The organism is Hufsiella ginkgonis, from assembly GCF_009834915.1.
GTDB classification, from domain to species: Bacteria; Bacteroidota; Bacteroidia; order Sphingobacteriales; family Sphingobacteriaceae; genus Hufsiella; species Hufsiella ginkgonis.
Window position 1 is genome coordinate 1,213,608 of the sequence record NZ_WVHS01000001.1, and the last position, 14,669, is coordinate 1,228,276.

Annotated in this window: 14 protein-coding genes; 9 read left to right on the top strand and 5 right to left on the bottom strand. The window is 50.7% G+C overall.

The window, feature by feature from the left end; genetic code table 11:
* Nucleotides 1–5: 5 nt before the first annotated feature.
* The gene (locus GS398_RS05110) at nucleotides 6–428 is read right to left on the bottom strand and encodes a hypothetical protein (protein WP_160905627.1); all 423 of its coding nucleotides are present in this window, start codon (nucleotides 426–428) and stop codon (nucleotides 6–8) included.
* A 320-nt stretch (nucleotides 429–748) separates the two neighbouring features.
* On the opposite strand from GS398_RS05110, the gene GS398_RS05115 reads away from it, so the two are divergent.
* Genes GS398_RS05115 through GS398_RS05125 form a run of 3 tightly spaced genes read left to right on the top strand, consistent with a single transcriptional unit; the run spans nucleotide 749 to nucleotide 4,572 of the window.
* A complete protein-coding gene (locus GS398_RS05115; RefSeq protein ID WP_202405955.1) occupies nucleotides 749–2,338 on the top strand; it encodes a flavin monoamine oxidase family protein in 1,590 nt (529 codons plus the stop codon).
* 25 nt (nucleotides 2,339–2,363) lie between these two features.
* Entirely contained in the window at nucleotides 2,364–3,548 is a 1,185-nt protein-coding gene (locus GS398_RS05120; RefSeq protein ID WP_160905628.1) for a pyridoxal phosphate-dependent aminotransferase, read from the top strand.
* A 28-nt stretch (nucleotides 3,549–3,576) separates the two neighbouring features.
* Nucleotides 3,577–4,572 carry a Hint domain-containing protein gene (locus GS398_RS05125; RefSeq protein ID WP_160905629.1) on the top strand — a complete coding sequence of 332 codons (996 nt, stop codon included), beginning with the start codon at nucleotides 3,577–3,579 and terminating at the stop codon, nucleotides 4,570–4,572.
* 58 nt (nucleotides 4,573–4,630) lie between these two features.
* Here the strand turns inward: GS398_RS05125 and GS398_RS05130 are convergent, their stop codons facing one another.
* Nucleotides 4,631–6,001, bottom strand: coding sequence for a DNA recombination protein RmuC (locus GS398_RS05130; protein WP_237488083.1), 1,371 nt, complete (start codon nucleotides 5,999–6,001; stop codon nucleotides 4,631–4,633).
* A gap of 110 nt (nucleotides 6,002–6,111) precedes the next feature.
* Between GS398_RS05130 and GS398_RS05135 the strand changes: the two genes are divergently transcribed.
* The 3 genes from GS398_RS05135 (at nucleotide 6,112) to GS398_RS05145 (ending at nucleotide 9,398) form a co-directional block, all read left to right on the top strand.
* Nucleotides 6,112–7,467, top strand: a complete 1,356-nt coding sequence (locus GS398_RS05135; protein ID WP_160905630.1) for a Gfo/Idh/MocA family protein — start codon at nucleotides 6,112–6,114, stop codon at nucleotides 7,465–7,467.
* A gap of 2 nt (nucleotides 7,468–7,469) precedes the next feature.
* Entirely contained in the window at nucleotides 7,470–8,528 is a 1,059-nt protein-coding gene (locus GS398_RS05140) for a DUF6807 domain-containing protein (RefSeq protein WP_160905631.1), read from the top strand.
* Nucleotides 8,529–8,702: 174 nt separating this feature from the next.
* Nucleotides 8,703–9,398 carry a zinc metallopeptidase gene (locus GS398_RS05145; protein ID WP_160905632.1) on the top strand — a complete coding sequence of 232 codons (696 nt, stop codon included), beginning with the start codon at nucleotides 8,703–8,705 and terminating at the stop codon, nucleotides 9,396–9,398.
* 79 nt (nucleotides 9,399–9,477) lie between these two features.
* On the opposite strand, the gene apaG is transcribed toward GS398_RS05145, so the two are convergent.
* Both apaG and dusB read right to left on the bottom strand, forming a co-directional pair.
* Nucleotides 9,478–9,864: a Co2+/Mg2+ efflux facilitator ApaG/CorD gene (apaG, locus tag GS398_RS05150; RefSeq protein ID WP_160905633.1), complete on the bottom strand. Its 387-nt coding sequence runs from the start codon at nucleotides 9,862–9,864 to the stop codon at nucleotides 9,478–9,480.
* A gap of 46 nt (nucleotides 9,865–9,910) precedes the next feature.
* Nucleotides 9,911–10,903: a tRNA dihydrouridine synthase DusB gene (dusB, locus tag GS398_RS05155; protein ID WP_160905634.1), complete on the bottom strand. Its 993-nt coding sequence runs from the start codon at nucleotides 10,901–10,903 to the stop codon at nucleotides 9,911–9,913.
* Nucleotides 10,904–10,971: 68 nt separating this feature from the next.
* On the opposite strand from dusB, the gene GS398_RS05160 reads away from it, so the two are divergent.
* From GS398_RS05160 to GS398_RS22805, 3 genes are read left to right on the top strand one after another with little or no spacing between them, the layout of a single operon-like run.
* Nucleotides 10,972–11,910 (top strand): CPBP family intramembrane glutamic endopeptidase, encoded by a 939-nt coding sequence (locus GS398_RS05160; RefSeq protein WP_160905635.1) that lies wholly within the window; start codon nucleotides 10,972–10,974, stop codon nucleotides 11,908–11,910.
* A complete protein-coding gene (locus GS398_RS05165; protein WP_160905636.1) occupies nucleotides 11,907–12,713 on the top strand; it encodes a phosphatidate cytidylyltransferase in 807 nt (268 codons plus the stop codon). The genes GS398_RS05160 and GS398_RS05165 overlap by 4 nt, the downstream gene beginning before the upstream one ends.
* Nucleotides 12,710–13,762 (top strand): energy transducer TonB, encoded by a 1,053-nt coding sequence (locus GS398_RS22805; RefSeq protein ID WP_160905637.1) that lies wholly within the window; start codon nucleotides 12,710–12,712, stop codon nucleotides 13,760–13,762. The genes GS398_RS05165 and GS398_RS22805 overlap by 4 nt, the downstream gene beginning before the upstream one ends.
* A 104-nt stretch (nucleotides 13,763–13,866) precedes the next feature.
* Here the strand turns inward: GS398_RS22805 and GS398_RS05175 are convergent, their stop codons facing one another.
* Nucleotides 13,867–14,652 carry a hypothetical protein gene (locus GS398_RS05175; RefSeq protein WP_160905638.1) on the bottom strand — a complete coding sequence of 262 codons (786 nt, stop codon included), beginning with the start codon at nucleotides 14,650–14,652 and terminating at the stop codon, nucleotides 13,867–13,869.
* Between the last annotated feature and the right edge of the window lie 17 nt (nucleotides 14,653–14,669).

Below are 14,669 nucleotides of genomic sequence, written 5' to 3' on the forward strand. Positions count from 1 at the left end.
CGTAGTTATACGGTATCATTTTTCGGGTATCCTTCTTCGTCCAGGTCGTCCCGGTCGTCTTCCGGTGTCTTTGCAAGCTCTTCGTCTATCGGGTCGAGCTGGACGATCTTGCCATTATCTATATGCATGGCCAGTTTCTCCGTATCGGTTTCGAGCGACGCTTTCTTGCTATACTCGTCGCCCACATACAGGTTGGCTTCGTCCCAGTCAGAATTATCGTCTTCGCCATTGGGTGCGGCGGTTTCGTAAGGATCGGGGTGGTCGTAATCGGGATCGTCGCCGGTTACATCAAGCTCATAGCTTCCGGCTTCTTCGTTATATTTCAGGTTGGTAAGATCGGTGGTTGCGCCAAGGTCGTCCTTTAAGGTCTGGTCGCGGTCCGAGTTATCGTCGTTAAGCTCGGGGTAGTAGTTATCTTTAGTTTCCATAATAATGGTTTTAAATGATAAAGGATCAAACCCCAAAAAAGTTCTGGGAAATACCGCCCAGCGAAACAGGTTAGTCCCGCAAAACGAAAATCCCCTTACGACCTTCTTTCCAAAGACTGTACTTTGTGGGTAGTAAAGGACCTGTTTAAATCCCCCGATTCTTTTTATCGAAAGACCAATTATTGCCAAAACCCTGTCCGCTTGATATATATTTTTCAAAAAATGTATCATTTATGAATAAGTATGACAAATATTTGGCTTAAGCGGTTCATTTTTTTACCTTCATAGCAGTTTATTATTAAATTTTTTACAAAAACCAGTTGAAAAATATATCCAGGAGAGATTTTATACAAAAAAGCACCGCCCTGGCAGGCGGAAGTTACTCGTTAATGCTGGCGTTAGGATTATTACGCCCTGTTGAAGCCCACGGATTTGAGTTAGAGGGCAGCGCCGGCGGGCAACATGTGATTATTTTAGGCGCGGGGCTTTGCGGAATGACCGCAGCTTATGAGCTGGCAAAACTGGGTTATAAGTGCACCATACTCGAAGCGCGTGATCGCACCGGCGGAAGATGCTGGAGCCCAAAAAAAGGATCCGCTTCCGCCGAAATCGGTAAAGCTCTTCAAATTGGGCAATTCGACGAAGGGATGTATTTTAATGCCGGGCCTTCGCGGATCCCGCACAACCACGCGCTAACCATGCATTATTGCCGGGAACTGGGCGTACCTATCCAGGTTTATAACAATGTGAACGAGGGGGCTTATTACTTCAGTGAAGGAAAGGGCCCGCTATCCAATAAGAAGGTCCGTGTGCGCGAGGTGCATAATGACATGCGCGGGTATACCACCGAGCTGCTGGCAAAAGCCATGGACCAGGGCAAGCTCGACCAGGCCATGACCAGGGAAGACGCCCAAAAAGTGATCGAATACCTACGGGCGGAGGGCGGTTTGGATATCGACAAGCTTTACAAGGCCTCTGCCCGGCGCGGTTACACCGAAGAGCCCGGCGCCGGTAATAAAACCGGCAAGATCGCCGACCCGCACCGGCTTACCGACCTGGTGAGCTCCGGCTTGCTCGACCCCGACTTTTACAACGTGGCCGAATATACCTACGAGCTCCAGATGACCATGTTCCAGGCCGTTGGCGGGATGGAGCAGATTGCCAGGGCACTCGAAAAAAAGGTGGTTGCCCAGTTAAAAACGGGCAGCGAAGTAACCCATATTCAAAATACCGATACCGGTGTTAAAATAACGTACAAGGATAAACTCGGCACACACGAGCTTGCCGGCGATCTTTGTATCTGTACCATCCCGCTTCCTGTATTAAGTAATGTGAACCATAATTTTTCTTCGGATGTAAGCCGGGCGATCGACTTTACGCCTTACATCTCAACGGGGAAAATCGGGCTACAATTTAAACGCCGTTTCTGGGAGGAAGATGAGCATATTTTCGGCGGGATCACCCATACCAACAACGAGCTCACCCAGATCTTCTACCCATCCAATGATTACCTCGGTAAAAAAGGCGTCCTGATCGGGTATTACAACTTTAATGAAAAAGCGAAGCTGGTAGGAGATTTGTCTATCCCAGATCGCGAGAAGCTTGCGCTTGCCAAGGGAACGCTCATTCATCCGCAATATGCGGATGAATTCGAAAAATCGTTCTCGGTAAGCTGGCATAAAGTACCTTACAGCATGGGCGGCTGGGCTTTGTATACGAGCGAAACACGTAATTCGCATTACCAGGCGCTGATTAAACCCGACAAGCAGGTTTATTTCGCCGGAGAGCATACATCTTATTTAAATGCCTGGATGGCCGGCGCATTTGAATCGGCCAGAAGCGTGGTTTCGGCCATTCACGCACGGGTGAGCGGGCAGCGTTTAACATACCCGGTAACAGGAAAAGGTTAATTATTAAAATACTAAAATAAACAACATGGCAAATCAAATGGATCGCAGAAGCTGGATCAAGTCCAGCGCATTCCTGGCTGGAAGCGTGGCTTTCTTTTCAGGATCATTCAACACCGCAGCAGCAAAAACCCGTTCGCTGCTCATGCCGAAAGGTTTTACTGCGCTTTCTGACTTTGCACAGGAAGAACAGGAATTATTGAACGCTCCCGCAGAAATCACTGCACGTCTCAGCTCTAACGAGAACCCGTTTGGCCCGTCGCCCAAAGCCAAAAAAGCGATCATGGAAGGAATTGACGGCAGCTTCCGCTACGGATTCGGCGGCACCCGCCAGCTAACCGCCAGGATCAGCGAATTTGAGGGCCTTGGTCCTGGAATGGTTAGCCTGAGCCCGGGTTCATCGCCGTTCCTGAAAGCAGGCGCGGCCCATTTCTCGAAAGGCGGCGGATCCATCATCACCGGCGATCCAAGTTACGATGACCTCACCCGCACCGCGGCAGGAATGGGAGCCAAAATCGTAAAGGTGCCGCTTACCGCCGATTACAAGCTCGACCTCGACGCGATGGAAAAAGCCATCGACGGCAGCACCAAACTGGTGTATATCGTAAATCCAAATAATCCCACGGCAACCACCGTCGACACGGCGAAGCTGAAATCATTCATCGAGCGGGTTTCTCCTAAAGTAACCGTGTTTGTGGACGAAGCCTACATAGATTATGTAAAAGACCCGAAGTCTGCTACCACCATCGATTGCGTAAAAAAAGGCATGAACGTGGTAGTGATCCGCACCTTCTCTAAACTATATGGTTTTGCCGGTCTCCGTATGGGTTATATGGTGGCCCAGCCGGCGATGATCCAGGCGCTGGGCGAATATACCGACGGCGCATTTTCCATTTCGTCGCTTTCCGTTAACGCCGCCGTCGCCAGTTACCAAGACCGCGATTTTATGACCGATGCGCTGGCGAAAACAGCGGCATCCAAGCAATTTTTGTACGATACGCTCAAAAAAGAAGGGTACGAGTATATTCCGTCAGACGCAAACTTCGTGTTGTTCCCGGTTAAAATGGAGGCGAAGAAGTTTACCGAAGAGATGTCAAAACGCGGCGTTCAGCTGCGAAACTGGAAATTTAGCGGCAAAGAATGGTGCCGCGTAAGTATCGGCACCATGGACGAAATGAAAGCCTTCGCCGCTGCATTCACACAAATCGCTTAACGCGAACTAATAACGAACCTCAAATAATATGTTAAAAGTAACGTCAACACTACTGCTTCTTTTTATCACAACCTTTTCATTGGCGCAGGAAACACCCAACCCGCGCCCGATGACCATGGCCGAGTATCAAAAAGCGAAAACCTTTTCGATCGCTAACCTGGACAATGACACGTATGTGAAGTTCGAAAACGCCTATATTCTCGACCGGTATGAAGCACGGAAGCCCTATTTTATCACCGGCGACGACGGCCAGAAAAAACGCATCGACCTGTACAAGCTGATCGCCAGGGAGGGTATGCAGGAGCTCGGCCTCTTCATTTTTTATACGAACGAGCAGGGCAAGGTATTTAAGGCATGTATGCCCAATTTCACCGCAGATGCAAAGGTTTGGGAGCAGTACTTTAACGACATCGACAACATTAATAAGGTTGAGAAAAACTATGTGCTGAAACTTTCTTACATCTTGTCGAAAGAATTGGGATTCCAGCTCTATAAAGCCCTTAACCAGGGTAAAGACCTGTCAAAGGAGTCGGCCACGTATGGCAACGATGTTTGTTTCCCCGGCGACGAGGAAGTTACCATGGCCGATGGCAGCACCAAACAACTGCACGATGTAAGGCCCGGAGATCTGGTGATCACGGTAGACGCCCGGACCCGGCAGAGCACCGCCGTTAAGGTAAGAGCGCTTTCTGTGCACGATGCAAAGAACTACGCAATCACAAGCCTTACGCTGGTTTCGGCAAAGGAAACGTTGCTGAACGGTTATAACCAGGTAGCGCTTTCTGCCAAGGTATTGAGCGCTACGCCCAATCACCCGATGAGAACCAGTACCGGCGACCGTAAGATCGGCGAGATCGCCGAAGGCGAAAACGTACTTTGCCTGGACGAAAAAACAGGCAAGTATGAGCCATTTGTGGTTCTTGGAAAGAAAGAGTTTGCCGGGGGAACGCAGAAGGTATACAATATCGTAGCCGAAGGCGGCGATACCTTCCTGATGAACGGCGTAATGGTGAAGCAAAAATAAGCGGTAAACAATCCATAAAAGTCAGGCAGGGTGGATTACCATCCTGCCCCTCTTTATGCTATTCTTCCAGCAGCCGCTTATCCAGTTTCTTTTTCACCCGTGCGCCTAGTTTTTCGAGGTTCTCTGCGCGCTTCATCAGGTTCCCGTCGCCCGCAGAGAGCTTGCTGAAGGCATTGGTATAATGGCGTTTGGCCGTGTCGATACTGCTGCCGATACTCTCCATGTCTGTCACAAACCCCACGAACTTATCATACAGCGCTCCTGCGCGCGTAGCGATTTCGAGCGCATTCTGCGTTTGCTGCTCCTGTTTCCATATGGAGGCAATGGTGCGGAGCGTAGCCAGCAGCGTAGAGGGAGTAACTATCACTACTTTCCTGTTCCAGGCATACTCAAAAAGCTCCAGGTCGTTCTGTATGGCTACCGCGAATGACGACTCGATGGGTACGAACAACAGGACAAAGTCCGGCGAGTCGATCCCATACAGGTCCTGGTAGTTTTTGTTCCCGAGACCTGCCACATGGCTACGGACCGAAGCCAGGTGATCACGCAGGTGCAGCTTACGTTCCTCGTCTGTTTCGCCATTTACGAGGCGTTCATAGGCCACGAGCGAAACCTTCGAGTCTACGACTATGTGTTTTTTGTCGGGCAAGAGGATCACCACATCCGGCTGTAACCGTGCGCCGTCTTCCCCGGTGTAGGTTCCCTGCTTCTTATAGCTTTCGCCCGCTACCAGGCCCGACGCCTCGAGGATCCGGTCGAGCACTACTTCGCCCCAGTTGCCCTGTTTTTTGCTGTCGGCTTTCAGCGCCCTGGTGAGGTTTCCCGCTTCTTCGCTGATCTGCCGGTTTAGCTCCATGAGCTTGGAAATTTCTCCTTTCAATACATGTCGTTCATCGGATTCCGCTTTATATACCTTCTCTACCTTATCCTCGAAGGTCTTGAGATTTTGTTTGAGGGGCGACAGCAGCAGATCGAGGTTCGCCCGGTTGAGATCCGTAAATCTCACCGATTTATCTTCGAGGATCTTTGCAGCAATAAGCTCGAAATCTTTGGTCAGCTTTACGTGCATCTGGCCGAGATCTGCCTTCTGCTCTTCGATTTTCTCCTGTTGCGCGCGGTAATAGGCCTGGGAGCTTTCGAGCGACCGGTTCGCGCGGGCAAGTTCTTCGCGAAGGTCCCTGATCTCGTCATTCAGGCGCTGCCGTTCGTCACGGGAGGAGGTCAGCTGCTTCTCCCTATCATCGGTAAGTAAGCCCACTTTCTCTTCATGACGCGCCAGGCTGATCTTTAAGTGCTCATTTTCAACACGTAATATTCGCTCTGCGGCTCCGCCTGATTTCCCCTTCCGCAGGATGATCAGTGTAAAAATTGTTAAAATAAGTAGTATGATAATAATGATCTGCGGCTCCATTGCTAATTTATTTATCAAAAATAATGATTTTCCAAGCGTCCGTAACTAAATTTTTATCGAAGGATTGGGCCGACAGGTAGGTAAATTATCCATTTTATGTACCTTTAAACCAAACAAACCAATTATTCATGGAAAATTCACGCCGCAAATTCATCAAACAATCCGCCATCGCCGGGGCCGGGCTACTGGTATCAAAGACCGGTTGGACCGCCCAGAGTTATAAAAGGATCATCGGGGCCAACGAACGCGTACGCGTAGGCGTTGTCGGGTATTCCGACAGGCATAAGAGCTCGCACATGCCTTGTTTCATGAACCATTATAAAGAATTGAACTTCGACCTGGTAGCTGTTTCGGATATCTGGAGCCTGCGCCGCGAGGAAGGCGCCGCTGCCTGGAAAGAAAAAATGGGTCACGACGTGGTTGCCTGCCGAAATAACGAAGAGATGTACGACAAAAAGCTGGTTGATGCTGTATTTGTAAGCACGGCCGATTTCCAGCACGCCACCCACGCCGCCGAAGCCGTAAAGGCCGGTTGTGACGTGTATTGCGAAAAGCCTTTCGCCGAAACGATGGAAGACAACCGCAATGCCCTGAAAGTGATCAAAGGCTCCGACCGCATCGTACAGATCGGTTCGCAACGCCGCAGCGGCCAGAACTACCACATCGCCAACGACTATATCCGCTCCGGGAAATTTGGCGACATTACCATGGTAGAGCTTACCTGGAACGTAAACCAACCAGGCCGCTGGCGCCGGCCAACCGCCGTACCGCTGCTAAAAGAAAAAGATACCGACTGGAAGAGATACCTGCTCAATCGCCCGTTTGAGGCCTTCGATCCGCGCAAATATTTAGAGTTCCGTCTTTTCTGGCCCTATTCTTCCGGTCTCCCGGGACAGTGGATGAGCCACCAGATCGATACCGTTCACTGGTTCACCGGCCTGAGCCATCCGCGCAGCGTAGTCGCCAACGGCGGAATTTATATGTGGAAAGACGGCAGAAGGAACTGGGATACCATTTCGGCGGTGTTTGATTATGGCCCGCTGAACGATCCTTCGAAAGGCTTCCAGGTAACATTCTCTTCGCGGATGCACAATGGCGACGAAAACCCGGCAGAGATCTACTATTCGAATGGCGGCGAATTGAACCTGAACACCAATAAAGTTTCTCCTGCCGGCGGGTTAACCGACAAAACGGCCGCGGTAATGGGAATGAAGGGCTTCCTGCTGCCTGAGTCGAGCCTTTCACCCATGGAAAAAGTGATCGCTTCGGCTAATACCGGTGGTGATAAGCTTACTTCGGCACACGTAAGGAACTGGATGGAATGTATCCGCAGCCGCAAACAGCCAAACGGCCCGGTTGAGGCAGGTTATAACCACTCTATTGCTACCATTATGACCAACGCAGCGGTGCATACCGGGCAGAAAGTTACATTCGACGAAAAAACACAGGAAGTAATGGCGGGCGGCAAACCGTTCAAATTTTAGATATGATTGGTGTATTACCGGGTAAAAAGTGCATCGCTTTATATGTGATGGCTATAATGTGCGGCACAACAGCTTTGGCGCAAAAGAACGATGACGTGCGCGTAGTAAAAGACGGCACCAAAAATAAGATCGACGTATGGATCGGGAAAAAACTGTTCACCAGTTTTCTCTATCCCGACACGCTCGAGAAACCGGTACTCTACCCGGTATTTACCGCCTCGGGGAAAGACGTAACACGCGGATTCCCGATGAATCCTAAAGCGGGCGACCCTACGGATCATCCGCACCATATCGGGATCTGGTTTAACTGGGAAAACCTGAACGGGCTGGATTTCTGGAATAATTCTTATGCCATCCCTGCCGATAAAAAGAAGCAGTACGGCTGGGTGAAAACCGACAGGATCCTGCAATCTGCCGGCGGCAAAACCGGCGTACTCTCTTATCACGCCAATTGGACCAACCAGCAAAACGAAGTATTAGTAGAAGAAACCACCCGGCTGGAGTTCAGTCAGCAAGGCAGTAAACGGATCATTGACCGTGTAACGGATCTAAAAGCGGTAGTGGAGGCGACCTTTACCGATGCAAAGGACGGGATGTATGCAATCCGCCTCGCGCACGAGCTGCAGATCCCCTCATTAAAGGATGAAAAATTTACCGACAGTAAAGGGATCGTCACCGTTGTAAAAGGCGGAACAGATAAAATAGCGAACGGCAACTACGTAACCAGCGAGGGCGCTACCGGCGATGCTGCCTGGAGCACCCGCGCAAGCTGGTGTAAGGTTTACGGTAAAATGGACGGGGATTCGGTTAGCGTGGTCATCATCGATCATCCTAAAAACATCAATTACCCCACTTTCTGGCATGCCCGTGGTTATGGGCTTTTTGCCGCTAATCCACTGGGGGAAAAGATCTTCACCAATGGCAAAAGCGAAAAGAACCTGAAATTGAAACCCGGCGAGACGGTAAGCTTCCGTTTCAGGCTGGTGGTAGACGAGGGGGCTAAGGCTACTTCATCTACAGATATTAAAAAGCTGGCGGCAGATTTTTCCTCGAAAAAGTAATAAAACACCCGGAAGCGTGCTGAGCTGCAGCACGTTTTTTGTCGGCGACAAAATTTCAGGTGCGATCAGGTTTTCGTGCAATTTTGACACCACCGGCTTCCTTCCCGTCCCGTCATCCCTGCATTTACAAAGCGGAATACTTTTTGGTATACCGATAAGAAAAGAAAGATAACTATGGGAATCCTGTTAATTATAGCCGTTGCGGTACTAAGCTTTATTGTACAATGGCGTTTTAAGAGCAAATTCAAGTTATACGCCGAAACGCCGATCCATTCGGGTCTTACCGGCCGGGAGGTAGCTGAAAAAATGCTGCGCGAAAACGGGGTTTACGATGTGCGTATCATCGCCGCCGCCGGTCAGCTTACCGATCATTACAATCCCTCAGACCGTACCGTTAACCTGAGCCCGGAAATATACCACGGCCGGAGCATCGCCGCGGCCGCCGTCGCCGCACATGAATGCGGTCACGCCATACAACATGCCAAAGCTTATGGCTGGCTTACGTTCCGCACAGCCATCGTACCGGTAGTAAACATTGCGTCGAACCTGATGCAATTCGTTTTTATGCTTGGTATCCTTATGTATGCTGCCATGCAAAGCCCGTTGTTGCTGCTCATCGCCTTTGGCGCAACGGCGGTGATCACCTTGTTCAGCCTCGTTACGCTGCCCGTTGAATTCGATGCCAGCAACCGTGCCCTGGCCTGGTTAAACAATAACTACGGTGTGATACAGGGCAGCCAGGAACACGCAAAAGCAAAAGATGCCCTCTGGTGGGCCGCCATGACCTATGTAGTCGCCGCACTTGGCTCTATCGCCCAGCTGCTGTACCTGGCCATGATGCTGTTCGGCGGAAGACGAAGTGATGACTAAACAAAATCACGAAAGAAGTTTAATAGAAAGAGGCCCCGCAGGATGATTGCCGGGGCCTTTTTTATTCGTCGTAGTTAGCTTAATTCAGCTTATAAGGAGCTACCAGGTAAAATTCGGGGATGGTTACTTCGAACTCCTCGTTATCGATGAGGCGCTTCACCTGGTACGACCCTTTCATGGTTCCGATATCTGTTTTAAGGTTACAGCCCGATACGTATTCGTGGTTTTCTCCCGGTTCTATCACCGGCTGTACACCCACTACACCTTCGCCCTCTACTTCGCGGTGGGTGCCGTTCGAGTCGAAAATGAACCAGTGGCGGCGCATCAGCTGCACGCTATAGCGACCAAGGTTCTCTATACGTACCTTATATGCAAACATAAAATGTTCGCTTCCGGGGTTAGAGTATTCCGACTGGTAGATCGTTTCTACCGACACTTTCACGCCATCTGTTATTTCGGTCACCATGACTCAATTTTTTTCCAAGTAAGGAATTATTTCATATAATTCAAAATCAGGCCGGTACAAAATCTATTTTCTCTTTTATTTCGTCGAGCACCCCGTAAATATCCTGTACATCTTCCAATGAAACGAGTAGCATCCGGTAATGCTTAAAGTCGGGCACGCCCTTAAAATAGTTTGAATAATGCCGCCTCATTTCAAAGATGCCGGTCCTGCGGCCTTTCCACTGGATCGACTTTTCGAGGTGTGTACGGCAAACCTCCACGCGCTCGGCGATGGTAGGACCTTCGAGGTGCCCGCCCGTTTTAAAAAAATGCTTGATCTCGCGGAAGATCCAGGGGTAACCGATCGCGGCACGGCCGATCATGATGCCGTCGACCTCGTATTCCATGCGCCAGTTGGCTGCTTTTTCTACGCTGTCTACATCGCCATTTCCGAATACCGGGATCCGGATCCGCGGGTTTCGCCTGATCTCGCGGATCAGCGTCCAATCTGCGCTTCCTTTATACATCTGCGCGCGGGTGCGGCCGTGGATAGTTAGCGCCTTAATACCGACATCCTGTAACCGCTCGGCGACTTCACGTACATTTTTGGTGTTATCGTCCCAGCCCAACCTTGTTTTTACGGTAACCGGGAGGTGGGTAGATTCTACCACCGCTTTCGTCATCGCCACCATCTTATCGATATCCTGCAGCAGGCTCGCGCCGGCGCCACGGCAAGCCACGTTCTTTACAGGGCAACCATAATTGATGTCGATCAGGTCGGGATTTACACGTGTGGCGATCGAGGTAGCTTCGCGCATGGTCTCGATGCTGCTGCCAAAGATCTGGATGCCAATGGGGCGCTCATACTCGAAAATGTCTAATTTTTGTACACTCTTGGCGGCATCGCGGATCAATCCTTCCGAAGAGATAAATTCGGTATACATCATATCCACGCCATTTTGCTTGCACACGTAGCGAAAGGGCGGATCGCTCACATCCTCCATCGGCGCCAGCAGGAGCGGGAACTCACCCAGGTCTATATTTCCAATCTTTACCGTCATTTGAACTGTTCAAAATAGTATTTTTGCGCACCAATTGCGGGTGCAAACTTACAAATAATTGGATATCAATGCAGAAAACCAAGTCATCTGATCGCCATCCTTTCGAATTGCTGGTGCTGCTGCTGGTACTGATCCTGCCGGGAATGATCATTTCGATGGTGGCGGCACTCTTCCTGTCGAAAATACTTTACGGGGTTCCCCGTTCGGTTATGCAAATGGATATCGACTTTGCCGCCTACCCGGGACCGATGCGTGTGATCCAGCTGGTTTCTTCGATCGGCACGTTTGTGATCCCGGCGCTTATCTGGGCAAGGATCTGCAGCCGGCGGCCTTTTGCTTTCCTGAAGATGAACAACACGGCGCCAATCACCTTGTTTGCCATTGCGGCGTTACTGCTGGTACTTTCCGGGCCATTGCTGCAGCTTACCGTACAGCTTAACCAGCAAATGAAGCTTCCAGGGTTTCTCAAGGGCATTGAAGATTGGATGCGTACCCAGGAGGACCAGATGATGGAGATCACCAAACAGTTATTGGTGATGAAAAGCTTTCCGATCCTCCTCATTAACCTGCTGATGATCGCGGTGATCCCCGCAATCGGCGAGGAACTTATCTTCAGGGGCGGGATGCAGCAGATGCTGACGCGGTGGACGAAAAACCACCATGCGGCGATCTGGATAACGGCTATTACGTTCAGCGCCATTCACATGCAGTTCTATGGCTTTCTTCCGCGAATGCTGCTTGGGGCGCTGTTCGGCTACCTTTTTGTTTGGGGGCGTAGCTTGTGGATCCCCATTACCGCGCATTTTATTAACAACGGCGTAAGCGTACTGGTTGCTTATGTTTACCAGCAAAAGGGACTGCCCGTCGAAAAGTCGGATGAGCTGAATACGGGTGGCTGGCAGCTATATGCGGTAAGCTTTCTTTTTACGGTGCTCTTACTTGTGTCGTTCTATTTCATTTCAAAGAAAGGGTCTTTGAAATCAACTTCTTCCAGTAATACTTTATGAAAACCAGGGCAATTACAGGTGTGTTTTTTGTTGCGGTAATGCTCGGCTCCGTGTTGCTCGGCGATTATGCGTTCACGTTTTTTTTCCTCTTATTAAGCCTGTTAAGCCTTGACGAGTTTTACCGGCTGGTACGCACCGGGTCCGTAAAACCGCAGCGACAGCTGGGTATTGCACTCGGCTTGCTGGTTTACCTGCCTGTGGCATTTCATTTTTTCAGGGGTACGCCGCTGGATTTCCTGCTGGTGGTCGTTCCGGCGGCCGTGCTGGTTTTTATCGCCGAGCTTTACCGGAAACACGAAAACCCTTTTCACAATATCGGTTACACCTTGCTGGGAGTGATCTTCGCGGTGCTGCCTTTCAGCTTTTTCCATGCACTGGCGTTTCTCCCGGGCGATTACCGTTTCCACCTGCCGCTCGGTTTTATGCTGATGCTTTGGGCCAGCGACACCGGCGCGTACCTTTTCGGGATGAAGTTTGGCAAAACGCGGTTGTTCGAACGCCACTCACCCAAAAAATCCTGGGAAGGCTTTGTCGGCGGCATGCTTACCAGCTTCCTGGTATCGGTGGTGATCAGTTATTTTTATAGCGAGCTTTCGGCGGTAGAATGGGGCGTTATGTCGCTCATTATCGCCACTACCGGCACGCTTGGCGACCTTGCCGAATCTATGCTGAAGCGCAGCCTCGGGGTGAAGGACTCCGGCTCGCTCCTGCCGGGGCACGGCGGCCTGCTCGATCGTTTTGACGGCTTGCTCCTCTCCGCCCCTCTCGTTTTTGTATATTTATATTTTATTCTCGCCCGGTGAAAATTAGACCTGTAGATTCCGACGACGATAGCGATTCATCCAAAGGACCGGAAGACCGGTCGCATATTTACATGGCTGTTACCCTCGGGGTGATCATCCTGGTAATGGGCTACCTGACGCTGTTCGTAGACGATCCGTGGAAGATCTTTAAAAAAGAACACCCGGCCATAAAACTTACCGAAGACCGCTCTGAGCTGCTAAGCGAAACCGGAGCCATGAGCGATGACGAAGTAAAACTCTCGCTTGTGAAATTTATCGAAGCCTTCTACTTCGACCAGCGGCGCGGTTATTTCGATCCGCCAAGTTACTTCGCGCCCATTACCGAAACCTTTTACAATTACCATAACCTTAATTATACCCGGCTGAAAGAGGTTTACTGGCGCCGCCGCCACGACATGGAAAATCTTAAGCGTAACTGGATCGTGTCGTCGCTCGATTTCAGGCGGGAGGGAACACGCATTATCGCCACCTACATTTCTTCGGAAAGCTATTACCGGCCTTCGAAAAAAACGCAGGAATCGGCCGACATTAAATATGAGCTCATTACCGACGAGTTCGGCAAGATCGTTTCGCTGCGGGAACTGGAAGTAAACAACTTCTTGTCGTACCCGATGGGCGATTCCGTAGATTCTACCGACTCGATATACGCCGACCCGATCGAGCCGGACGGCACACAACCTCCCGTCCCGTCCCCGCCCATCCCATCCGCGGAAGCGAACGACCAAAAGATCTATGACATTGGCGGAGTAGAAATACCTCCCGAATTCCCCGGGGGGCAAAAAGAACTGGTAAAATTTCTTAACAGGAATTTGAAGTACCCGCCGCAGGCCCGTTCAAACAACGTGGAGGGTAAGGTATTTACCGGTTTTGTAGTGGAAAAGAACGGCACGCTCTCTGACTTTAAAGTGCTGCGCGGCATAGGCTCCGGGTGCGACGAAGAAGCGCTGCGCGTGATCCGGATGCTCCCCGCCTGGAAACCGGCGATGGTGGACGGAAAGCCGGTGAGAAACTCGTACGTGTTATCGGTTACTTTTAAGATCAGCGATTAGCTGTAAAGGCATACAAGCGGGCTTAATAGCTCGCTTACGACCGATGAGCCTACCCCTGGTTGACCCGGTAGTCCTGTTCTGCGTAAGCGCCGGGTTAAGCCGCTCTAAAACCGGAACCCTGCATCGATCCGGCTAACCCCGCTTTGCTGAAGTACGAAATAGATCTTGTTCCACTGAACGTACGCGGAGCCGAACATCGTTGCCGACCGTTCAAAAAAACGGTCGGCAGGCGCTGCAGCAGTTCCCTGGTAAGGGTATTTCTTAAAACTTGTAGCTATCCCCAGCCTGATGGCATACTGCTGATTGCCCGATTTGCGGGAACGCTGCGCGACTTCGGTACTTAGCGCCGCCGAGAATATTGAAGTACCGGGAATGGTATAAAAATCACCGGCGGTAAGTACCTGCTTCCGTAACGCGGCAAAATCGCCCGACTCTTTGGTATACGAAACGTTTAACCCGATCAACCGGAAGTCGGTATACCGGCTACTCACGAAAGTATTGATCCCCGATGCCGCCTGGAAAGCGGAAAATGTTTTCCGCTTGAAGTAGTTTGGATTGGCCTGGTCGATCTTGTTTGTATAAAAGTTCCCGAAGAAGGCGCTTCCGCCATAGGAGATGTTCAGGTGCTTCATTACGTGTCCCCGCGAATAATTTAAGCCACCAAACGAAGTGATCTCTCCGGTGAGAGACTCCTCCCTGCTTCCGATAAAGCCCGAAACATAATTGGCCGTGTGGTGCAGGCTATCCTGCGAAATCGGGCGGGGCTGGTATGCCTGATCACCCCGCAGCAAGGGCGGCCGTACATAATGCGTGAGCACAGCGCCTATACCACAGCCGCAAAACGCCTGGGCTAAAAAAGCCGGTATAAGCATTTTTAAGCTGTTTCGCATATCAATCGGCTGACGGT